This is a genomic window from Stenotrophomonas riyadhensis (genome assembly GCF_040256885.1).
Classification (GTDB): domain Bacteria; phylum Pseudomonadota; class Gammaproteobacteria; order Xanthomonadales; family Xanthomonadaceae; genus Stenotrophomonas; species Stenotrophomonas riyadhensis.
In genome coordinates this window covers 2,584,087-2,605,730 of the sequence record NZ_CP155568.1, presented here as the reverse complement: position 1 = coordinate 2,605,730, position 21,644 = coordinate 2,584,087, and the positions used below count along the sequence as shown (strand labels likewise).

At 66.8% G+C, this 21,644-nt stretch carries 22 protein-coding genes; 19 read left to right on the top strand and 3 right to left on the bottom strand.

Annotation, left to right across the window (positions count from 1 at the left end; genetic code table 11):
* Nucleotides 1-9: 9 nt before the first annotated feature.
* On the bottom strand, nucleotides 10-420 hold the full coding sequence (locus tag SriyCCGPB3_RS12225; RefSeq protein ID WP_153855514.1) for a MerR family transcriptional regulator: 411 nt from the start codon (nucleotides 418-420) through the stop codon (nucleotides 10-12).
* 84 nt (nucleotides 421-504) lie between these two features.
* On the opposite strand from SriyCCGPB3_RS12225, the gene SriyCCGPB3_RS12220 reads away from it, so the two are divergent.
* Entirely contained in the window at nucleotides 505-1,134 is a 630-nt protein-coding gene (locus tag SriyCCGPB3_RS12220) for a cation transporter (protein ID WP_350259313.1), read from the top strand.
* A gap of 120 nt (nucleotides 1,135-1,254) precedes the next feature.
* Here SriyCCGPB3_RS12220 and SriyCCGPB3_RS12215 read toward each other — a convergent pair whose 3' ends face one another.
* A complete protein-coding gene (locus SriyCCGPB3_RS12215; RefSeq protein WP_153855512.1) occupies nucleotides 1,255-1,629 on the bottom strand; it encodes a hypothetical protein in 375 nt (124 codons plus the stop codon).
* A gap of 568 nt (nucleotides 1,630-2,197) precedes the next feature.
* Here SriyCCGPB3_RS12215 and SriyCCGPB3_RS12210 point away from each other — a divergent pair.
* Entirely contained in the window at nucleotides 2,198-2,527 is a 330-nt protein-coding gene (locus tag SriyCCGPB3_RS12210; protein ID WP_094000759.1) for a hypothetical protein, read from the top strand.
* Here SriyCCGPB3_RS12210 and SriyCCGPB3_RS12205 read toward each other — a convergent pair.
* Entirely contained in the window at nucleotides 2,521-2,925 is a 405-nt protein-coding gene (locus SriyCCGPB3_RS12205) for a ribonucleotide reductase subunit alpha (RefSeq protein WP_329893665.1), read from the bottom strand. The two genes, SriyCCGPB3_RS12210 and SriyCCGPB3_RS12205, sit on opposite strands and share 7 nt — an antisense overlap.
* Before the next feature lie 194 nt (nucleotides 2,926-3,119).
* Here SriyCCGPB3_RS12205 and moaA point away from each other — a divergent pair, with 194 nt between their 5' ends.
* The 17 genes from moaA to modA all read left to right on the top strand — a co-directional run bounded on the left by moaA (nucleotide 3,120) and on the right by modA (nucleotide 21,641).
* On the top strand, nucleotides 3,120-4,100 hold the full coding sequence (gene moaA / locus SriyCCGPB3_RS12200; RefSeq protein WP_350259312.1) for a GTP 3',8-cyclase MoaA: 981 nt from the start codon (nucleotides 3,120-3,122) through the stop codon (nucleotides 4,098-4,100).
* Nucleotides 4,101-4,108: 8 nt separating this feature from the next.
* Nucleotides 4,109-5,104, top strand: a complete 996-nt coding sequence (gene moaCB, locus SriyCCGPB3_RS12195) for a bifunctional molybdenum cofactor biosynthesis protein MoaC/MoaB (protein ID WP_110712544.1) — start codon at nucleotides 4,109-4,111, stop codon at nucleotides 5,102-5,104.
* Nucleotides 5,104-6,357, top strand: coding sequence for a molybdopterin molybdotransferase MoeA (locus SriyCCGPB3_RS12190; RefSeq protein ID WP_350259311.1), 1,254 nt, complete (start codon nucleotides 5,104-5,106; stop codon nucleotides 6,355-6,357). Before moaCB ends, SriyCCGPB3_RS12190 begins: the two co-directional genes overlap by 1 nt.
* On the top strand, nucleotides 6,357-6,617 hold the full coding sequence (locus SriyCCGPB3_RS12185; protein WP_049462752.1) for a MoaD/ThiS family protein: 261 nt from the start codon (nucleotides 6,357-6,359) through the stop codon (nucleotides 6,615-6,617). The genes SriyCCGPB3_RS12190 and SriyCCGPB3_RS12185 overlap by 1 nt, the downstream gene beginning before the upstream one ends.
* 3 nt (nucleotides 6,618-6,620) lie before the next feature.
* Nucleotides 6,621-7,121, top strand: a complete 501-nt coding sequence (locus SriyCCGPB3_RS12180) for a molybdenum cofactor biosynthesis protein MoaE (protein WP_248857805.1) — start codon at nucleotides 6,621-6,623, stop codon at nucleotides 7,119-7,121.
* A 33-nt stretch (nucleotides 7,122-7,154) separates the two neighbouring features.
* A complete protein-coding gene (gene mobA / locus SriyCCGPB3_RS12175; RefSeq protein ID WP_350259310.1) occupies nucleotides 7,155-7,703 on the top strand; it encodes a molybdenum cofactor guanylyltransferase in 549 nt (182 codons plus the stop codon).
* Entirely contained in the window at nucleotides 7,700-8,065 is a 366-nt protein-coding gene (locus SriyCCGPB3_RS12170) for a hypothetical protein (protein ID WP_329893602.1), read from the top strand. The genes mobA and SriyCCGPB3_RS12170 overlap by 4 nt, the downstream gene beginning before the upstream one ends.
* Nucleotides 8,066-8,209: 144 nt before the next feature.
* Entirely contained in the window at nucleotides 8,210-9,628 is a 1,419-nt protein-coding gene (locus SriyCCGPB3_RS12165; RefSeq protein ID WP_088026206.1) for a NarK family nitrate/nitrite MFS transporter, read from the top strand.
* 72 nt (nucleotides 9,629-9,700) lie between these two features.
* Nucleotides 9,701-13,444 (top strand): nitrate reductase subunit alpha, encoded by a 3,744-nt coding sequence (locus tag SriyCCGPB3_RS12160; RefSeq protein WP_350259309.1) that lies wholly within the window; start codon nucleotides 9,701-9,703, stop codon nucleotides 13,442-13,444.
* Nucleotides 13,444-14,988 carry a nitrate reductase subunit beta gene (narH, locus tag SriyCCGPB3_RS12155; RefSeq protein WP_065723460.1) on the top strand — a complete coding sequence of 515 codons (1,545 nt, stop codon included), beginning with the start codon at nucleotides 13,444-13,446 and terminating at the stop codon, nucleotides 14,986-14,988. Before SriyCCGPB3_RS12160 ends, narH begins: the two co-directional genes overlap by 1 nt.
* A complete protein-coding gene (gene narJ / locus SriyCCGPB3_RS12150) occupies nucleotides 14,988-15,668 on the top strand; it encodes a nitrate reductase molybdenum cofactor assembly chaperone (RefSeq protein WP_350259308.1) in 681 nt (226 codons plus the stop codon). The genes narH and narJ overlap by 1 nt, the downstream gene beginning before the upstream one ends.
* A complete protein-coding gene (narI, locus tag SriyCCGPB3_RS12145; protein ID WP_125895825.1) occupies nucleotides 15,665-16,372 on the top strand; it encodes a respiratory nitrate reductase subunit gamma in 708 nt (235 codons plus the stop codon). Before narJ ends, narI begins: the two co-directional genes overlap by 4 nt.
* Before the next feature lie 3 nt (nucleotides 16,373-16,375).
* Nucleotides 16,376-17,275 (top strand): peptidylprolyl isomerase, encoded by a 900-nt coding sequence (locus SriyCCGPB3_RS12140; protein WP_350259307.1) that lies wholly within the window; start codon nucleotides 16,376-16,378, stop codon nucleotides 17,273-17,275.
* A gap of 23 nt (nucleotides 17,276-17,298) precedes the next feature.
* Entirely contained in the window at nucleotides 17,299-18,630 is a 1,332-nt protein-coding gene (locus SriyCCGPB3_RS12135) for an MFS transporter (protein WP_350259306.1), read from the top strand.
* Between the two features lie 245 nt (nucleotides 18,631-18,875).
* Nucleotides 18,876-20,090 (top strand): coproporphyrinogen III oxidase, encoded by a 1,215-nt coding sequence (locus SriyCCGPB3_RS12130; protein WP_350259305.1) that lies wholly within the window; start codon nucleotides 18,876-18,878, stop codon nucleotides 20,088-20,090.
* An 11-nt stretch (nucleotides 20,091-20,101) separates the two neighbouring features.
* Entirely contained in the window at nucleotides 20,102-20,878 is a 777-nt protein-coding gene (locus tag SriyCCGPB3_RS12125; RefSeq protein WP_012511268.1) for a helix-turn-helix domain-containing protein, read from the top strand.
* A gap of 19 nt (nucleotides 20,879-20,897) precedes the next feature.
* Nucleotides 20,898-21,641 carry a molybdate ABC transporter substrate-binding protein gene (gene modA, locus SriyCCGPB3_RS12120; RefSeq protein ID WP_110712535.1) on the top strand — a complete coding sequence of 248 codons (744 nt, stop codon included), beginning with the start codon at nucleotides 20,898-20,900 and terminating at the stop codon, nucleotides 21,639-21,641.
* The last annotated feature ends 3 nt before the right edge of the window (nucleotides 21,642-21,644 follow it).

Genomic DNA, 21,644 nt, shown 5'->3' with positions numbered 1-21,644 from the left:
GGTTCCTGCTCAGCTAGCCGGCGCAGGCTGCAGGGCTTCCAGTACCCGGCAGTCGGCCACGCGCCCGCCGGGGCAGTTGCCGATCATCCGCTGCAGTTCGCCCTGCAACGCCTGCAGGTCGGCAATCCTGCGCGCGATGTCGGCAATGTGTGCCTTCACCACGTCATCCACCGAACTGCACTGGTGCTCGCGTTGTTCGCCGAAGGCGATCAGTTCGCGGATCTGCTCGATGGCGAACCCCAGCTCGCGCGCACGGCGCACGAATGCCAGCCGCCGTTGATCCTGCGCGCCGTAGCAGCGGTAGTTGCCCTGCGAACGCAACGGCGGCTGCAGCAGCCCGATCTTTTCGTAATAGCGGATGGTCTCTGCCTTGGTGCCGGTGTGGCGGGCCAGTTGGCCGATGGTAAGTGGGGCTGTCATGGGCTTGACCTTGTAGGGGCTACAAGGTTGATAAAGGCAGCTCCCTTTCATTTCAATCCCGGGCACGCCCGGCGGAGCGCCCCCATGGACCAGTGCTGCGGCCACAAGCGCCAGGAGCTGGCATCGATAGCGCTGCACAGCGCCCAGCGGCGGGTGCTGGTAGCGGTGCTGGCAATCAATCTGGCGATGTTCTTCATCGAGTTCGGCGCGGGCCTTGCCGCGCGATCCAGTGCCCTGCAGGCCGATGCGGTCGACATGCTGGGAGATGCCATCGTCTATGGCCTGAGCCTGTGGGCGGTAAACCGAGGCGCACGCTGGGAGGCGGGCGCGGCGCTGGCCAAGGGCCTGCTGATCCTGGCCTTCTTCGTGTTCATCGTGTTCGAAGTGGCCGTCAAGCTGGTCAACGGCGTGCCACCGTCCAGCACGCTGATGCTGGTGTTCGGTGGCATTGCCCTGGTGGCGAACCTCACCTGCGTGGCGCTGCTGTGGCGTTTCCGCAGCTTGAACATCAACATGAAGAGCACATTCGAGTGCTCGCGCAATGACGTGGCCGCGAACCTGGGCGTGCTGGTGGCCGCAGGCGGCGTGGCCATGACCGGGCGCGGCTGGCCGGATATTGTCGTCGGCGCAGTGATCGCCCTGTTGTTCCTGAGGTCGGCAGTGAGCGTGATCGCTGAAGCGTGGCCGGCATGGCGAGCAGCACACCGCCAGTGACTCAGTTGCGGTGGTGGCTGCCCGCTCAGGTCGCCACGTGTTGACTGCGTTGGTCGATCAGCATCACCGTTTCCTGCAGTGCATGGGCGCCCATCACCGCTTCCGGATAGCGGGTGCCGATCAGCCTTCAGGCTGCAACCGCCCCACCGCCTGCGCGCACAACGACTGGCTGGCCAGTACCAACCCCTCCATCACCCGGTCGCCCACGTACTCTTCCGGTTCGCCGTTCTGCCGGGTGCGTTCGGCCGCCAGCAGCATTTCCAGCACCACACGCAACCCGCTCAACGCGCAATCGGCATCGGCCAGGGCCAGGCAGCGGCCGGGGAGTTGATGCCGCTCCGGCCAGGGTTGGCCATCGGCTGCCGCACCGGAGCCGATGCGGTTGAGATTGGAAATGAAGGTGTTCCTGTCCACTGCAGGCGCAGCCTGTGGCGAACCGTCGTCGTGGGTGGTGCCGTGGTCGGCGTGCAGGTGCGGGAAGTTCGATTTGTTCATGGCAAGGCTCCGTGCAGGGCAATCGGTAGCCGCCACCCATAAAAGTGGCGGGCGGTGCATGGTTCGAATCCGGGTTGGTCCCAAGCCGGTGGGCGCGAACGCCCCCACGCACCGCCCGCCATAGCCGGCAGACGGATTGCCAGCCGGCGCCACGGAATGTGGACGCCGACTGGCAAGCGCAATCACTCAGGACCAACTCGGGATTCGAAACCCGGCCACCCTTTTCCGGTGGCACGCCATCTGAGCCCCTGGCGCTGTGCAATGCCAATCAGAAGAGTTGCAAACATCGCTCGATTGGAGACGCTTTCGGCATTCTCCCACGCTGTTAAGCACCGCCAGCGCGGGCTGGCGCGGTGATCCGCCCACACCGTGCAATCTGCGACAGACGTCGAGGTTGGGGGAGGGAAGGGCGCGGGTTGGGCGGGGCGATGGCGACAGGCTCCGCGCGAGCCTGAGTCGAGCGTCGCTGGGCCCCACCGGCGCCAAAGCGTGACGTGCGACTCGGGTTGACGTTCCCAACCACCAAGCGCAGGCTGGTCCGGCACGTTTCCTAACCAGAAGGAGACTTATGACCGCCACCGCTTCCCTGCACCCGGCGCCCGATACCCCGGGGCGTTCACGGCTCTGGAGTGTGTTCTGGCTGCAGGGCGTCATTCCCAGCAACATACTGTGGGCCGTGGCCCTCTGGGCGTTGGCCAACCAGCGCACGTCGCTGCTGCTGGGGGTGTTCGCCGTGTTGCTGCTCTATACCGGCTGGATCATCCCGGCGGTGTGGCGGGCGGCGCCCACTGCGCACAACCCCAACCTGGGCGTGGCCGCGCGCGGGCTGACCGTGGCCTGGGGGCTGAACACCGTGCTGGTGATCTTCTTCCTGACCCTGCAGCTGGTGGCTCAATAGAACTGAACAGGCTCGCCGCCCCGGTCGAAGGCGGCGAAGCGGCCGATCTGACCGTCGTGGATGGCGTTGACCATCAGCTGCAGCGGGCGGGCGGCTTCGTCGCTGTTGGGTGCGAAACCGGCGCGGCCGTCCAGCGCCGCCACGAAGACCAGGTCCCAGTCGATGCCGGTGGTGGTCGATTCGGTGGCCAGCGCCTGGAAGCTGGCCACCTCGGCCGGCAGCTTGTCCACGCACAGCACCGGCGACAGGGTGCCGCCCTCGCGGCGGTCATGCCGGTCGCGCTGATCGCTGGTGGGCGATTCGGGCAGCTCGGCGCGCACGAATACGAACAGCAAGCGTTGCGGTTCAGCCTGCTGGCCTGCGGCGTGCAGCAGCTGCTGGAAATCGTTCATCATCATGAGGGTTGTCACACGCCCGCTGCACGGAAAGCCGCATGCTGCCATAACGCCTGCCGCGCGGGGCCGAAGACGATTGATTTAAGTCATGCCCATGGAACTGACTGCCGCGTACTCTGGCAATCGTTCCAGCAGACGAGGGTTTCCGGGCCGTTCCGGGCACAGGCAAGACGGTGGAGCAACAAGGTGGACCAGCCATGAGCCAACTCACCGACGGTTTCGGACGCAGCTTTCCGTACCTGCGCCTGTCGCTGACCGAAGCCTGCAACTTCCGTTGCAGCTACTGCCTGCCCGACGGTTACCAGGCCGATGGCCGGCCGCGCTTCCTGCAGGTGGATGAAATCGCGCGCCTGGTGCGCGCGTTCGCCGCGCTGGGCATGAGCAAGATCCGCCTGACCGGTGGCGAGCCCAGCCTGCGCAAGGACCTGGACGAGATCATCGCCACCGTGGCGGCGGTGCCGGGCATCCGCAAGGTGGCCATCACCACCAATGGCACGCTGCTGCCGCGTCGCCTGCCGGGCTGGCACCGCGCCGGCCTGACCGCGCTGAACGTGAGCATGGACAGCCTGCAGCGCGAACGCTTCAGGACCATCACCGGGCATGACCGCCTGCCGGAGATCGAACAGGGCCTGGCCCTGGCGCAGGCGCTCGGCCTGCCGGCGATCAAGCTCAACGCGGTGCTGTTGCGCGGCCTGAACGACGACGAGCTGCCGCAGTGGATGGACTACCTGCGTGACCGCCCCTTCAGCGTGCGCTTCATCGAACTGATGCGCACCGGCGACAACGAAGCCTATTTCCAGCGCCACCACCTGCGCGCCGACCTGGTGATCGAGCAGCTGCTGGCGGCCGGCTGGCACGAGCGTCCGCGTGCGGCCGATGCCGGCCCGGCGCGTGAGTTCGGCCACCCCGACCATCGCGGCAGCATCGGCATCATCGCCCCGTATTCGCGTGACTTCTGCAAGGGCTGCAACCGCCTGCGGGTGACCGCCAAGGGTGACCTGCGGCTATGCCTGTTCGGCGAGTTCGGCGTGCCGCTGCGCCCGCTGCTGCAGAGCGACGATGACCACGAGGCGCTGCTGGCACGCATCACCACACAGCTTGGCCTGAAAGCGGCCGGGCATGGACTGCACCAGGGCCAGACCGGGCTGACCCCGCACCTGGCCTCCATCGGAGGATGAGCAACACGATGAGTGGGGAATTGAATGCGGCCTTCCACATGGCCGATGTCCGCGACAAGCGCATCACCCGCCGCCGTGCGGTGGCGGTGGGCGAGCTGCATGCCGGTCCGGTGGCCTATCCGCTGATCGTCGAGCGCCGCCTGCCCAAGGGCGATGCGCTGGTGATGGCCGAGATTGCCGGCCTGCAGGGCGCCAAGATGGCCTCGATGCTGATGCCGCTGTGCCACCCGCTGCCGCTGGAACTGGTGCAGGTGTTCTGCGCGCCGGTACCGGAACGGCAGGCGATCCGCGTGTGGTGCGAGTGCGCCAGCGAGGCGCGCACCGGCGTGGAGATGGAGGCACTGGCCGGCGTCAACGCGGCCCTGCTGACCCTGTACGACCTGAGCAAGCCGGTGGAACCGGCACTGCGCATCGAGGGCATCCGCCTGCTGTTCAAGGAAGGCGGCAAGCGCGGCGTGTGGCTGCACCCGGATGGCATGGACGATGCCGAGCGCGCGCGCTTCAAGCCGCGTGCGCCGAAGGGCCTGGAGGGCGCGGCCTGCGCGGTGATCACGCTGAGCGATCGCGCCAGCGAGGGCACCTATGAAGATGTGTCCGGCCCAACCCTGGTAAGCGGCCTGAAAAAGCTGGGCGGTGAGGTCGTGGCCGCCGAGATCTTGCCCGACGGCATCGAGCCGTTGGCGGGCCGCCTGCAGGCACTGGCCGCCGAGGGCGTGCGCCTGTGCCTGTGCACCGGCGGTACCGGGCTGGGCCCGCGTGACCTGACCCCGGAGGCGCTGCGTTCCTTGAACGCACGGCCGGTGCATGGCCTGGCGCAGATGGTGCGGGCACTGAGCGCACAGCACACGCCGATGGCCTGGCTGAGCCGCGCCGAGGTGGTGCAGCTGGGCAACATGCTGGTGTTCGCACTGCCGGGCAGCCCGAAGGCGGCGGCGCAGTGCCTCGATATTCTGGCGCCGGTGCTGGGCCACGCTTTGGCGATGGTCGATGGTGGTGGCCACTGATGATTGCCTATAGCGAAGCCCTGCAGCACCTGCTGGATGCGGCCACGCCGCTGCCGGCCGAGCGCCTGCCGTTGCATGAGGCCGGCGGCCGCACTCTGGCCAGTGACATCATCAGTGGGCAGTCGCTGCCGCCGTTCGACAATTCTGCGATGGACGGTTTCGCGCTGCGCGCCAACGGCACGACGTTCGAAGCCGGTACCGAATTCGCGGTGCAGGGTTGGCAGGCGGCCGGCGATGCCGGCGCCGAAGGTGGCGAGGGTGCCTGGGAAATCATGACCGGTGCGCGCATGCCGGTTGGGCTGGATACGGTGGTGCCGGTCGAGAACGTGGAGATCCTCGCCAGCGAGGAAGGACGCCCGACCCGCATCGCCCTGAAGGGCACGGTGAAGCCGGGCCAGAACGTGCGCCTGCGCGGCCAGGATGTACGCGAAGGCGAGCGCGTGCTGCAGGCCGGGCAGGTGCTGGACATCAATGCGCGCACCCTGCTGCATGCCATCGGCGTGGGCCAGGTGGCGGTGGTGGCGCGGCCGAAGGCGGCAGTGATCGCTACCGGCAAGGAGTTGGTGACCGAGGCGGCGCAGACGCTGGAATCCGGCCAGATCCGTGACAGCAACCGGCCGTATCTGGTTGGCCGCCTGCAGGCCGCCGGTGCCGAAGTGGTGTGGCAGGGCACGGTGGGTGATGACGTGGCCGCGTTCAATGCGGTGCTGGATGACGCGCTGGCTGCAGGCGCGCAGCTGCTGATCAGCACGGGCGCGGTGTCGGCCGGCCGCTACGATTTCGTTCCCGATGCGCTGCGTGGACGTCGTGCGCGCATCGTGTTCCACAAGGTAGCGATCCGCCCCGGCAAGCCGCTGTTGTTCGCGGTGCTGCCTAATGGTGCGCTGTATTTCGGTCTGCCCGGCAACCCTGTGTCGGCCGCCGTGGGCCAGCGCTTCTTCGTCGAGCCGGTGCTGCGGCGCCTGCTGGGGCTGGCACCGGAAACCGTGTTGCAGCTGCCGCTGCAGGCCGACGTGCGCAAGCCGCCGGGCCTGCGCTTCCACGCGCGTGCGCGGGTGGAAGTGGACGCTCAGGGCCGCCTGAGTGCGCGCGTGCTGTCCGGGCAGGAGTCGTTCCGTTTGATGTCCATGCTGCAGGCCAACGCCTGGGTGGTGCTGGAGGCCGAGGGAGACCTGGCCAACGCTGGCACCTACGTGCGTGTGCAGGGCTGGGGTCACCATGACCCGGTGCAGCTGGCGAGCCAGGAGTCATGATGAAACAGGTGAATCTGCAGTTGTTTGGTGCGTTTTCCGATCTGGATGCCAGCCGCGAGATCGCGGTGGAGGTGGCCGGTGGCACCGTGGCCGACCTGCGCCAGGCGCTGCGCGAGCTGCTGCCGACGCGTTGGCCGGGTTTCCGCGCTGGCCTGCTGGACTACTCGGCGTTCGCCGACCAGCAACGCGTGCTGCGTGACCACGAAGCGCTGCCCGACGATGGCCGGGTGGCGATCCTGCCGCCGGTAAGCGGGGGCTGAGCGATGAGCGAGAAGATCATCGCCAAGGTGGTGGACCGCGCGCAGGCGGCGATCGATCCGGCCGAGGGCATCGCTGCGGTGTCCGATCCGGGTTTCGGTGGCATCGATGTGTTCATCGGCAAGGTGCGCGACGTCAATATCGGCCGACCGGTGACCGGGATCACCTACGACCTGTTCGAGCCGCTGGTGTTGAACGAGTTCAAGCGCTTGGCCGCCGAGGTCGAGGCGACGTTCGGTCCGAAGCTGAAGCTGTATGTGGCCCATGCCAAGGGCCGGTTGGGCATTGGCGATGTGGCGGTGGTGGTGGCTGCGGGCAGCCCGCACCGGGACGAGGCGTTCCGTGCCTGCCGCCAGTTGATCGAGGTGGTGAAGCACCAGTGCCCGATCTGGAAGCAGGAGCATTACGAGGACGGCGACAGCGAGTGGAGCGAGGGTTGCAGCCTGTGCCATGCGGACAGCGAGCCCGCACATGCCCATGACCATGCGCACGACCACCCCCATTGAGCCCGCTGCAGCCACGCATGGCATGGCTCTACCATGAATGGAACCATCAACGGCATCGTGCTGGCCGGTGGCCTGTCCAGCCGGATGGGGCGCGACAAGGCGCTGCTGCCGTGGCAGGGGCGCACCCTGCTGGAACACATGCGTGGCCTGCTGCTGCAGGCTGGCGCCGGTCGGGTCTGGGTGAGCGGTGACTATCCGGCCTTCGGCGGCATCCCCGATCAGGTAGCGCGCTGCGGCCCCCTGGGTGGACTGCACAGCGTGATGCAGCAGATGCCCGACAGCCCGGCCTGGGTGGTAGCGGTGGATACGCCGTTGCTGGCGCCACGGCTGCTGCAACGGCTGGCTGCCGAGGGGCAGGGCGCATGCACGATCTTTGACGGGCATCCCTTTCCCATGCGGTTGAATGTGGACAATGCCACTCGTAGCGTGCTGGCCGCGATGCTGGATGATGCGGACGGGCCGCGCTCGGTACAGGCCTTCCAGCGCCGCCTGCAGATGCACGCGCTGCTGCTGGAAAGCGTTGACGAAGCCTGCCTGGTCAACTGCAATACCCCCGAACAATGGGAGGATGTTGCGTCATGAAAGTGCAGTTGCAGGATCAATCAGTACGGCTTCGCCTGGACGAGGCCGAACTGGCGCGCCTGCTGGCCGGTGAATCGGTCGAGAACATGACCCGCTTTGGCGGCATCGAGGGCTGGGGCATGGCGGTGTCGCTGCATGGCGGTGATCAACCGGTGCTGCTCGATGGCGGCACCTTCTGCCGCCTGGTGTTGCCGCGCCCGGCAGTCGAGGCCTTGGCGGCGCGGCTGCCGTGCCGTGACGGCCTGCCGTTCGACATTGCCCTGGAAGATGGCGGCCAGCTTCAGCTGCAGTTCGATGTGGATGTGCGCGACAGCGTGCGCCAGCGCGGGGTGACCCGCCGCACCACCGCGCCTTCGGTTTGACATTTGTCAGGGGCAGGGTGGAAACCGCCCCCTGATTGATCCAGATCAACCCCGTCGTTGTTGCTGCACGGCCTAATGGCTGCATGACGACGGGTCACAACTTGAAAGCAGTACCCACGTCATTCCACAGCCTTGGAGCCATGTATGACCGTCGGTAGCGATCCTGTTGTCCGCAGCACTGCCCGTCCGGGTCGCGTCATCAGCGACTGGACGCCGGAGGACCCCGGCTACTGGGAGCGTACCGGCAAGCGGGTCGCCACCCGCAACCTGGTCATCTCGATCCCCTCGCTGCTGCTGGCCTTCTCGGTCTGGGTACTGTTCTCGGCGGTGTCGATCAGCCTGCCGAAGATCGGCTTCAACTTCAGCACCGACCAGCTGTTCTGGCTGGTGGCGCTGCCCAGCCTGTCCGGCGCTACGCTGCGCATCTTCTATTCGTTCGTGATTCCGATCTTCGGTGGCCGCCGCTGGACCGCGCTGTCCACGGCCTCGCTGCTGGCGCCGACGCTCTGGCTCGGCTTTGCGGTACAGGACCCGGCCACGCCGTACGGGGTGTTCGTGGCCATCGCGATCCTGTGCGGGTTCGGTGGCGCGAATTTCTCGTCGTCGATGTCCAACATCTCCTTCTTCTACCCCAAGCAGAAGCAGGGCCTGGCGCTGGGCTTGAACGCCGGCCTGGGCAATGTGGGCGTGTCGGTGGCGCAGGCGGTGATCCCGCTGGTCATCACCGTGGGCGTGTTCGGTGCGCTGGGTGGTGCACCGCAGCCCACGGTGGAGGGTGGGGCGCCGTTGTTCCTGCAGAACGCCGGCTTCATCTGGGTGCCGGCGATTGCGCTGTGTGCCATCGCGGCCTGGTTCGGCATGAACGACCTGACCAGCGCCCGCTCGTCGTTCTCCGAGCAGGCGGTGATCTTCCGCCGCAAGCACAACTGGCTGATGTGCTGGTTGTACATCGGCACCTTCGGTTCCTACATCGGTTTCTCGGCCGGCTTCCCGATGCTGGTGAAGAGCCAGTTCCCGGATGTGAACCCGCTGGCCTACGCCTTCATCGGCCCGCTGCTGGGTGCGTTGATGCGCTCGGTGGGCGGCAGCATGGCCGACCGCTGGGGTGGCGCACGCCTGACCTTCTGGGTGTTCGCGCTGATGATCGCGGCCGTGTTCGGCGTGCTGCACTTCCTGCCCAGTCACGGCCAGGGCGGCAACTTCCATGGCTTCCTGCTCAGCTTCATGGCGCTGTTCGTGCTCAGCGGCATCGGCAACGGCACCACCTTCCGCATGATCCCGGTGATCTTCCGCACCCTGCATGAGCGCTGGTCGGCCAACGACAACGCCGAGGGCAAGGCTACCGCCGCGCACCAGGCCAGCATCGAGTCGGCCGCGGTGGTCGGTTTCTCCGGTGCGATCGGTGCCTATGGCGGTTTCTTCATTCCCAAGAGCTACGGCTCGTCCATCACCTTGACCGGCAGCCCCGACATGGCGCTGTACGGATTCGTTGTTTTCTACGTCACCTGCCTGGCCGTGACCTGGTGGTGGTACTACCGGCGCGGTGCCGAGACACCCTGCTGACGACATGAAAACGCACCGCAGCCAGATGACACACACAGCCACGATGCCGATGTCCGCAAAGGGAGACCCCCGATGAGTTATTTCCTCGATCGCTTGCAGTTCTTCAAGCGTGACCCCCAGACCTTTGCCGATGGCCACGGATTCGCCAAGAGCGAAGGCCGTGACTGGGAAAACAGCTACCGCGCCCGCTGGCAGTACGACAAGATCGTGCGCTCCACCCACGGCGTGAACTGCACGGGTTCGTGCAGCTGGAAGATCTACGTCAAGAACGGCCTGGTCACCTGGGAAACCCAGCAGACCGATTACCCGCGTACGCGCCCGGACCTGCCCAACCATGAACCGCGTGGCTGCCCGCGTGGCGCCAGCTATTCCTGGTACCTGTACAGCGCCAACCGGCTGAAGTACCCGCTGATCCGCGGCACGCTGCTGCGCCTGTGGCGCGAAGCGCGCAAGAGCAAGGCTCCGGTCGATGCCTGGGCCAGCATCGTGGAGGACAAGGAGAAGGCGCGTTCGTACAAGACCCGCCGCGGCATGGGCGGCTTCGTGCGCCTGCAGTGGGAAGAGGCCAACGAGATCATCGCCGCCTCCAACCTGTACACGGTGAAGCAGTATGGCCCGGACCGCGTGGTCGGGTTCTCGCCGATTCCGGCGATGTCGATGGTGTCCTACGCCGCCGGCGCGCGTTACCTGTCGCTGCTGGGCGGCGCCTGCCTGTCCTTCTACGACTGGTACTGCGATCTGCCGCCGGCCTCGCCGCAGATCTGGGGCGAGCAGACCGACGTGCCCGAATCGGCCGACTGGTACAACAGCCGTTACATCATCGCCTGGGGCTCGAACGTGCCGCAGACGCGTACGCCCGATGCGCACTTCTTCACCGAGGCGCGATACAACGGCACCAAGACGGTGGCGATCTGCCCGGACTATTCCGAGCTGGCCAAGCTGACCGACCACTGGCTGCACCCCAAGCAGGGCACCGATGCGGCGCTGGCGTTCGCCTTCGGCCATGTGATCCTGCGCGAGTTCCACGTCGATTCGCCCTCGCAGTACTTCCAGGACTATTGCCGCCAGTACTCGGACATGCCGATGCTGGTGCGACTGGAACGCCGCGACGATGGCCGTCTGGTGGCGGGCCGGTTCCTGCGTGCGAGCGAGCTGGGTGGCCTGGGTGAAGCCAACAATCCGGACTGGAAGACCCTGGCCTATGACGAGAGCAGCGGCCAGATCGTGGTGCCCAATGGCTCCATCGGCTTCCGCTGGGGCGAGAAGGGAAAGTGGAACATCGAGGAGAAGGAAAGCAAGGGCGCCGATACACGCCTGCGCCTGAGCCTGGCCGATGGCCATGAGGGCATCGAAGCGGTGAGCTTCCCGTACTTCGGTGGCATCGAGTCTGAGGGCTGGACCGCTGCGCCGGCCGACGACGTGCTTGAGCGCAACATCCCGGTGCGTCGCCTGGCCCTGGCCGAGGGTGGCGAGACCCTGGTGGCCACGGTCTACGACCTGCTGCTGGCCCAGTACGGCGTCGACCGTGGCTTTGGCGGCGGCAACGTGGCATCGAGCTTCGACGACATGGTGCCGGGCACCCCGGCCTGGCAGGAACGCATCACCGGCGTGTCGCGTGCGGAAGTGATCGAGATTGCCCGCGAGTTCGCCCGTACCGCCGACAAGACCCATGGCCGTTCGATGATCATCGTCGGCGCCGGGATGAACCATTGGTTCCACAACGATATGAACTACCGCGGCCTGATCAACATGCTGATCATGTGCGGTTGCGTGGGCCAGACCGGTGGCGGCTGGGCGCATTACGTGGGCCAGGAAAAGCTGCGCCCGCAGACCGGCTGGCAGCCGCTGGCCTTCGGCCTGGACTGGAGCCGCCCGCCGCGCCACATGAACGGCACCTCGTTCTTCTACTTCAACACCGGGCAATGGCGCTACGAGAAGCTGCAGGTGGACGAGCTGCTGTCGCCGCTGGCGGATGCGAGCAAGTACAGCGGCAGCCTGGCCGACCTCAACCTGCGCGCGGTGCGCATGGGCTGGCTGCCGTGTGCGCCGCAGCTGGACCGCAACCCGCTGCAGCTGGTACGCGAGGCCGAAGCGGCGGGTGTTGCCCCGGCCGACTACGCGCTGGGCAAGTTCAAGGACGGCTCGCTGGACTTCGCGTTTGCCGATCCGGATGCACAGCAGAACCATCCGCGGATGATGTTCATCTGGCGCTCGAACCTGTTGGGTTCGTCGGGCAAGGGCCACGAGTACATGCTGCGGCACCTGCTGGGGACGCGCCATGGCCTGCAGGGCAAGGACCTGGGCGAGATGGGCGCGGTCAAGCCGGAGGAGGTGAAGTGGCGTGACGAAGCGCCGGAAGGAAAGCTCGACCTGCTGGTGACGCTGGACTTCCGCATGTGCACCACCGCGCTGTACTCGGACATCGTGCTGCCCACGGCCACCTGGTACGAGAAGGACGACCTCAACACCTCGGACATGCACCCGTTCATCCACCCGCTGTCGAAGGCGGTGGATCCGGCCTGGGAATCGCGCAGCGACTGGGAGATCTTCAAGGAAGTTGCCCGCACCGTAAGTGAGATGGCGCCCGGTGTGCTGGGCGTGGAGAAGGACCTGGTGCTGGTGCCGACCCTGCATGACACCCCCAACGAGCTGGGCATGCCGTTCGGCGTGGCTGATTGGAAGAAGGGCGAGTGCGAGGCCATTCCGGGCCAGACCATGCCGTCGATGACGGTGGTGGAGCGCGACTACCCGAACCTGTACCGCAAGTTCACCTCGCTGGGCCCGCTGCTGGACACGCTGGGCAACGGCGGCAAGGGCATGAGCTGGGACACGAAGCACGAAGTCGAATTCCTCGGCAAACTCAACCACACCGTGCACGACGAGGGCGTGAGCCAGGGCCGCCCGGCCATCTCGACCGCGATCGACGCGGCCGAGGTGATCCTGCACCTGGCACCGGAGACCAACGGCCATGTGGCGGTGAAGGCCTGGGAATCGCTGGGCACCTTCACTGGTCGCGAGCACACCCACCTGGCGGTGGGCAAGGAGCACGAGGCGATCCGCTTCCGTGACATCCAGGCACAGCCGCGCAAGATCATCTCTTCGCCGATCTGGTCGGGCCTGGAGGACGACAACGTCAGCTACAACGCCGGCTATACCAACGTGCACGAGCTGATTCCGTGGCGCACGGTGACCGGTCGCCAGCAGTTCTACCAGGACCACGAGTGGATGATCGACTTCGGTGAGGCCTTCATGGGCTACCGACCGCCGGTCAACACGCGCACGGTGGAGCCGCTGCTGAACCAGCGCCCGAACGGCAACAAGGAGATCGTGCTGAACTGGATCACCCCACATCAGAAGTGGGGTATCCACAGCACCTACAGCGACAACCTGATCATGCAGACGCTGTCGCGCGGTGGCCCGATCGTGTGGCTGAGCGAGGACGACGCGCGCAGTGCCGGCATCGTCGACAACGACTGGATCGAGTTGTTCAACGTCAACGGTGCGATTGCCGCGCGTGCGGTGGTCAGCCAGCGCGTGATGCCGGGCATGGCGATGATGTACCACGCCCAGGAACGCATCATCAACGTGCCGGGCTCGGAGATTTCCGGGACCCGCGGCGGCATCCACAACTCGGTGACCCGCATCGTGCTCAAGCCCACCCACATGATCGGTGGCTACGCGCAGCTGGCCTACGGCTTCAACTACTACGGCACCTGCGGCACCAACCGCGACGAGTTCGTGATCGTGCGCAAGATGGACAAGGTTGATTGGTTGGATGGTGAAAGCGTTCCTGCAATGGCCAAGGAGGTGGTGTGATGAAGGTCCGTGCACAGATCGCGATGGTGCTGAACCTGGACAAGTGCATCGGCTGCCATACCTGCTCGATCACCTGCAAGAACGTCTGGACCTCGCGCGAGGGCGTCGAGTACGCCTGGTTCAACAACGTGGAAACCAAGCCGGGCATCGGCTACCCCAAGGAATGGGAGAACCAGGACAAGTGGAACGGCGGCTGGGTGCGTACCCGCGCCGGCAAGCTGGTGCCGCGTGCCGGTGGCCGCTGGCGCATGCTGGCCAAGATCTTCGCCAATCCGGACCTGCCACAGATCGACGACTACTACGAGCCGTTCGATTTCGACTACCAGAACCTGCACACCGCCAAGGACAGCCAGCACCAGCCCACCGCGCGGCCGCGTTCGCTGATCAGTGGCGAGCGCATGCAGAAGATCGAGTGGGGCCCGAACTGGGAGGAGATCCTCGGTTCTGAGTTCAGCAAGCGCTCGCGCGACTACAACTTCGACCAGGTGCAGAAGGAGATCTACGGCGCCTTCGAGAAGACCTTCATGATGTACCTGCCGCGCCTGTGCGAGCACTGCCTGAACCCGGCGTGCGTGTCGGCGTGCCCGTCGGGCGCGATCTACAAGCGCGAGGAAGATGGCATCGTGCTGATCGATCAGGACAAGTGCCGCGGCTGGCGCATGTGCGTGTCGGCGTGCCCGTACAAGAAGATCTACTACAACTGGAAGAGCGGCAAGTCGGAGAAGTGCATCTTCTGCTACCCGCGCATCGAGATGGGCGAGCCGACCGTGTGTTCGGAAACCTGCGTGGGCCGCATCCGCTACCTGGGCGTGATGCTGTACGACGCCGATCGCATCGCCGAGGCCGCCTCGGTGGCCGCCGAGAAAGACCTGTACCAGGCCCACCTGGACATCTTCCTGGACCCGAACGACCCGGCGGTGATCGCCGCCGCGCGCAAGGAGGGCATCCCGGACAGCTGGCTGGACGCGGCCAAGCAGTCGCCGGTGTACAAGCTGGCGATCGACTGGAAGCTGGCGCTGCCGCTGCACCCGGAATACCGCACGCTGCCGATGGTCTGGTATGTGCCACCGCTGTCTCCGATCCAGTCGGCCGCCGAACGTGGTCGCGTGGGCATGAGCGGTGAGCTGCCGGACGTGGCCTCGCTGCGTATTCCGATGCGCTACCTGGCCAACCTGCTGACGGCGGGTGACGAAGCGCCGGTGGTACGCGCACTGGAGCGTCTGATGGCGATGCGTGCCTGGCGCCGGGCCAAGAACGTGGATGGCGTGGAAGACACCGCGGTGCTGGAACAGACCGGGCTGAGCATCGCCCAGGTGGAAGAGATGTACCGCTACCTGGCCATTGCCAACTACGAGGACCGTTTCGTGATTCCGACCGGCCACCGCGAATACGCCAACGATGCCTTCGGCGAGCGCGGCGGCTGCGGCTTCACCTTCGGCAACGGCTGCAACGGTGACAGCCCGGCCGATCTGTTCGGCCAGCGCAAGAGCACAACGTTCGTGGTGGACAACGGCCCCAATCATCGCCGCAAGGAGGTGGTGTGATGAGCGTGCTCAAGCTGGTCGGGGTGCTGCTGGATTACCCCCGTGAAGAACTGTGGCAGCACGGCGAGGAACTGCTCGCCGCCTGCGACGACCCGGCGCTGAACACCGCCCGCCGCCAGCAGCTGCGCAGCTTCGTGCAGCAGCTGCTGGACACCGATGCGCTGGATGCGCAGGCGGCGTGGCTGGCCAGTTTCGACCGCGGCCGCTCGATGAGCCTGCTGCTGTTCGAACACATCCATGGCGAGTCGCGCGACCGCGGCCAGGCCATGGTCGATCTGGTCGAGACCTACCGCCGCAACGGCTTCGAACTGGATGCGCGCGAGTTGCCGGACTACCTGCCGCTGCTGCTGGAGTTCCTGGCCCATCGCCCCGGCAGCGAGGCCCGCGAGTGGCTGCATCACATCGGCCACATCGCCGGGATGCTGGCGGCACGTGCCGCCGAGCGCGAGCTGCCGCATCGAGTGCTGTTCGAGATCCTGGTCGAAGCCGGTGACGGCAAGGCCGATCTGCAAGCGCTGCGCCAGCGTGCCAGCGAAGAAGTCCGCGACGATACCGCCGAGGCCATGGACCGCTTGTGGGAGGAGGAGGCGGTGCGCTTCGGCGCCGAAGCACCCTCCGAAGACTGCAAGCCACCCGTGCGTTCGCCGGCCCGTCCTTCGCATCGAGAGGTCCAGCCATGAGTTACTCCCTGCATCAATTCGCCTTCCAGTACTACCCGTACATCGCCGTGGCGGTGCTGCTGATCGGCAGCTGGGCCCGCTATGACAAGGCCATGTACACCTGGCGCACCGGCTCCAGCCAGATGCTGTCGGACAAGGGCATGCGGATCGGCAGCAACTGCTTCCACATCGGCATCCTGGCCATCCTCGGCGGCCACCTGGTCGGCCTGCTGACCCCGCACGCGGTGTATGAGCACTTCATCACCTCGTCGCAGAAGCAGATGCTGGCGATGGTGGTCGGTGGTGTGTTCGGCGCACTGTGCTTCATCGGCATCAGCATCCTGCTGGTACGCCGCTTGTTCAATGCGCGCGTACGGGCCACCGGCAGTTTCGGTGACACCCTGGTGCTGGTGCTGCTGTTCGCACAGCTGTGCCTGGGCCTGTACAGCATCCGCATCTCGTCCGGCCACCTGGACGGTGCGGTGATGGTGCAGTTGGCCGAATGGGCGCAGCACATCGTGACCTTCCGCGCCGGTGCCGCCGACTACATCGAGGGCGTCAGCTGGGTCTACAAGATGCACATCTTCCTGGGCCTGACCCTGTTCCTGATCGCGCCGTTCACCCGCCTGGTGCACGTGTGGAGCATCCCGATCAGCTACCTGTGGCGGCCCTACCAGGTGGTGCGCCGCCGCCAGGCCACGCTGCGTTACGGTCCGCGGGAGTAAGCGATGGGCAGCCTGCCGAAATTCCTGCCGATCACCGTGATCGACTCCAATGCCCCGGTTCCGGCCGAGGCCCATTCGCACCATCACGACGCGGCGGAGCAGGGGCCGCGCTCGCTCGGGCAGCCGGCACCGTGCCGGCTGTTCGTGGGCGAGACCGCGATCAGCGAGGCCGATATCGCCCGCGAGATGCAGCACCATCGGGCGATGCGCCCGGAACAGTCACGTGCCGAGGCGGCACGTGCCCTGGTGGTGCGCGAGCTGCTGCGGCTGGAAGCGCAGCGGCTGGGCCTGCAGGCACCGGAGGGCAACCGGGTCAGCGACGAGGAAGTGCTGATCCAGCAGCTGCTGGAAGACGCGATCGAAGACCGCGTGCCGACCGACGAAGACTGCCGTCGCTACTTCGAGCAGAACCCGGAGCGCTTCCGCTCGCCTGACCGCGTGCGCCTGCGCCATATCCTGCTGGCTGCGCCGGCCGACGACGTGGCCGGGCGCTTCGCCGCACGCACCGAAGGCGAGCGGCTGGTCGGACTGCTGAAGGAATCACCGCACCTGTTCGCCGATTTCGCCCTGCGCCATTCGCGCTGCCCGTCCAGCAGCGAGGGCGGCGACCTGGGCTGGTTGCAGCGTGGGCAGACCACGCCGGAGTTCGACCGCCAGGTGTTCCGCCTGCGCGAGGGCCTGGCCGGTTTCCCGGTGGAATCGCGCTGGGGCTACCACGTGGTCTGCGTCGATGCCCGCGAGGAAGGGCAGCCACAGCCGTTCGCGGCGGTGCTGCCGCAGCTGCGTGAGTACCTGGAGCTGCAGGTACGCCAGCGCGAGGTGCAGGCCTACCTGCTGCAGCTGCGGGAACGCTACCCCGTGCGCGGGCTGGACGAGATCGAAGCCGAAGCGGATATCGGCTGACCCCCATTGAACGAGGAGACCCCATGAACCAGGCCCTTGCCCCCGCCAGTGCCGGGCAGCAGCAGCGTGCGCTGTGGCTGAGCACGTTCGCCTTCACCGTGTGCTTCGCGGTGTGGATGATCTTTTCGATCATCGGCATCCAGATCAGTCAACAGCTCGGTTTGAATGACACCCAGTTCGGCCTGTTGATCGCCACGCCGGTGCTGACCGGCTCGGTCAGCCGCGTCTTCCTCGGCATCTGGTCCGACCAGTTCGGTGGCCGCAAGGTGATGGTGCTGGTGATGCTGTGTGGCGCCGTGGCCACCTGGATGCTGACCTACGCGCAGACCTACACCCAGTTCCTGATCGCCGCGCTGTGCGTGGGCATCGCCGGCGGCAACTTCTCGGTGGGCGTGGCCTACGTGTCGAAGTGGTTCCCGGCCAGCAAGCAGGGCACTGCGCTGGGCATCTTCGGTGCCGGCAACATCGGCTCGGCGGTGACCAAGCTGTTGGCGCCGCTGGTGATGGTGGCCGCGGGCTGGACCATGGTTGCCAAGGTCTGGGCGGTCGCGCTGGCGGTCACGGCGGTGCTGTTCTTCCTCTTCAGCAAGGAAGACCCCTCGCTGGAGCAGCGTCGCCGCGAGGGCGTGAAGCCGGTGCCGTTCGCCGAGCAGATGGCGCCGCTGAAGAACCTGCAGGTGTGGCGGTTCTCGCTGTACTACTTCTTCGTGTTCGGCGGTTTCGTGGCGTTGGCGCTGTGGCTGCCGCACTACCTGGTGGGTGCCTACGGCATGGACGTGGGCCACGCCGGCATGCTGGCGGCGTGCTACTCGATCCCGGCCAGTCTGTTCCGCGTGGTCGGGGGCTGGATGTCGGACCGGATGGGGGCGCGCCGGGTGATGTACTGGACCTTCGGCGTGTCGGCCATCTGCACCTTCCTGCTGGCCTACCCGGATACCGAGTACGTGGTGAAGGGCATCCATGGCCCGATCCACTTCCATCTGGCCATCGGTGTGGTGATGTTCACCGTGCTGGTGTTCGTGCTGGGCTTCTTCATGTCGCTGGGCAAGGCGGCGGTCTACAAGCACATTCCGGTGTACTACCCGCAGCACGTGGGTGCGGTGGGCGGTGTGGTCGGCATGATCGGCGGCCTGGGTGGTTTCATCCTGCCGATCGTGTTCGGGGCATTGAACGATGCCGTGGGCATCTGGAGCAGCTGTTTCATGCTGCTGTTCGTGCTGGTGGCGGCTGCACTGGCGTGGATGCATTTTGCGATCCGTCGCATGGAGCGCCGTCACTTCCCGCAGATCGACCGCGAGACCGACCTGCCCGAAGCCATCAATGCGGCCGCGGCCGAGCGGGCGCGCGGCAGGTGAACGGGGTTGCTGGCCAGCGGCCGGCACTACCGGGACGGTGTGCGGCGGGTGGAGGGGGTTGCCGGCCAGCGGCCGGCACTACCGGGACGGTGCGCGGTGGGTGGAGGGGGTGCCGGCCAGCGGCCGGCACTACCGGGTAGCGGGCGAAAGGGTAGTGCCGGCCGCTGGCCGGCATGAACCTACCGATGCGCCACGCTTGATTTCAATCAGGGCCACGCGAAGAGGAACGCCCGAAGATGTGTGCCATGAGCTTCCACGTCGATGAGAGTGAGGACACTGCGCTGCAGGCGGCATTGCTGCGGCAGCCCCGGCACGTGCTGTTTCCGCCGGCTGACCAGTTCAGCACCGGCTTTGGCGAAAGCGGCTGGCGCGCCGCCGTGCGCGCCAGCAACGAGCACCTGATTCCGCGTGGGTTGACGCTCGGCTTTCAGGCCGGTCGGGGTGGTCGCGATGTGCCGCCGCAGGCGTATCTGGACACCTTGCTGCTGGCCCTGCAACTGCAGGCCGATGCCCTGGCCGAGGACCGCGAAGTGGTGGCGATGGTGTTGCAGCTGGGCTTGGCCGAGACGTTGCCGCCGCCGCAGCTGGGCCAGCTGCTGGACGCCGTGCCGCAGCACCTGCGCACCGTGGCGCGCCCGCAGGTGGAAGTGCGGCTGGACGCCGGCAGTGCGCTGTCACCGGCGCAGCTGCGTGCGGTCGGCTGTACCCGCCTGAACGTGATCGACCGTGCCGATGCGCCGGGGCCGACCCTGCTGGCACAGGCGCGACAGGTCGGCTTCACCGCGCGCTACTACCAACTGCGCGTGCCCGCCAGTGAGGACATCGGCTTCATCGAGCGTCTGCATGAGGTGCTGGCCGAAGCGCCCGAGCGCATCCTGTTGCCAGCGCCGTGCGCATTGCCACGGGATCCCTCGGCGGCCCACTGGCTGCAGGCCTGGCGGCTGCTGCGCGCGGCCGGCTACGAACCGATCGGTGGTGACCACTACCAGCGCGGCGACCTGCCCAACCCGCATGGGCCGGGTGACGGCCAGCGCCATTGCGACCTCGCCGGTGTGCCACGGCGTGACCGCAGTGATTTCATCGGGCTTGGCCTGTCCGCCTGCAGCCAGATCGGCGAAGTGTTCTACCGGCTGGAGGACGAGCTGGGCGAATGGCGGGCGCGATTGCAGTCCGGTCACATGGGCGTGGCCGCGGGCCTGATCCTGTCCGAGGACGAGCGGATGGCGGCCGAGGTGGCACAGAGCATCGCCTGCGATCATGCGCTCGATGCGGCCGCCTTCGAGTGGCGCAATGATGAACCGTTCGAGGAATGCTTCGCCGCACAGCTGCCGGCGCTGTCGCCGCTGCTGGCGCGCGGCTGGGCGCAGTGGGATGCACGCGTGCTGCGGCTGGCCGAAGAAGGGCGGTTGCTGTGGCGTATGATGGCCGCATGCTTCCGGCCGGCGGCCGCCATCGCTTGAGTCCTGCCCTGATGTCTTCAACTCCGCCTTCCCAGGGTCGCCTCGGCCGGGCCACGCCGAACCCCGCCGCCGCCGATGATGGCGACGCGCTGCACTTCTGCAGTACCTGTGCATTTTCCGATGCCTGCATGTCGCAGGGTTACGACAAGACCGCGCTGGGTGACCTGCATGTGCTGGTCGACCACGTCGGTCCGTTCCATGCCGGCGACTACATCTTCCGCGCCGGTGAGTCGTTCGATTCGATCGCTGCGGTGCGCGCTGGCATGGTCAAGACCTTCGTTGATGACAGCCAGGGCAACGAGCAGGTGCTGGGCTTCAGCCTGCCCGGCGAAGTGATCGGCCTGAATGCGATCCACGGTTCGCGCTTCCCCTGCAACGCGGTGGCGCTGGACACCGTGCACCTGTGCCGCATCTCGTTCCCCAAGTTGAGCCTGCTGGCCACGCGCATGCCGGGGCTGCAGGCCAAGCTGTTCAGCCTGCTCAGTGCGGAGATCGGCAAGGTCGCCACGCTGGCTGCCAACCACCGTACCGAAGAGCGCATGGCGGCGTTCCTGCTGGACATGTCCGAGCGCTACGCACGCCGCGGCTTTTCCGCCACGCGCTTCAACCTGACGATGGCACGCACCGAGATCGCCAATTACCTGCGGATGGCGCCGGAAACCGCCAGCCGCGTGCTGCGCCGCCTGAGCGATGATGGGATCATCGCGGTGAAGCAGCGCGAGATCCTGCTGCTGCAGCCCGAGCGCCTGGCGGCGCTGGCGGTGGCCGACGAATCCGATCCGAACTGAACCTGGCCGGGAGCCGACGATGAAGCGCGCTGGACTGTTGTTGCTGGGACTGCTGGCCACGCTGCCGGCCTGGGCGGCCGAGCTGACGGTGTCGGCGGCATCGAGCCTGACCGAGAGCTTCCGCGAACTGGGCGCCGCCTATGAGAAGGCGCACCCGGGAACCAAGGTCGATTTCAACTTCGCCGCGTCCGGCGTGCTGCTGCAGCAGATCAGCCGTGGTGCACCGGTGGATGTGTTCGCGTCGGCCGATGAAGCCACGATGGACCAGGCCCAGCAGCAGGACCTGCTGGCGGCCGGTACCCGCGAGGTGTTCGCGGTGAATGCGCTGTGGGTGGTGGTGCCGCCGCAGGCCAAGGCTGCGCCGCGTACCTTGAAGGACCTGGCCGGTGCCGGCGTGCAACGCATCGCACTGGGCAACCCGGACAGCGTGCCGGTCGGCCGCTATGCCAAGGGCGCGCTGGAAGCAGCAGGCCTGTGGCCGTCGGTGCAGGGCAAGACCATCACCACGCAGAACGTGCGCCAGTCGCTGGATTACGTGGCGCGCGGTGAAGTGGATGCCGGCTTCGTCTATGCCACCGATGCGCAGGCGATGCCCGAACGGGTGCGCCGTGCCTTCGCGGTGCCGGTGGCGGGGCGCATCGCCTATCCGCTGGCGGTGACCAAGGCCAGTGCGCAGCAGGCCGAAGCCAAGCGCTTCACCGCCTTCGTGCGTTCGGCACAGGGCCAGGCGATCCTGGCCAGGCACGGGTTCGGCAAGCCCTGAGGC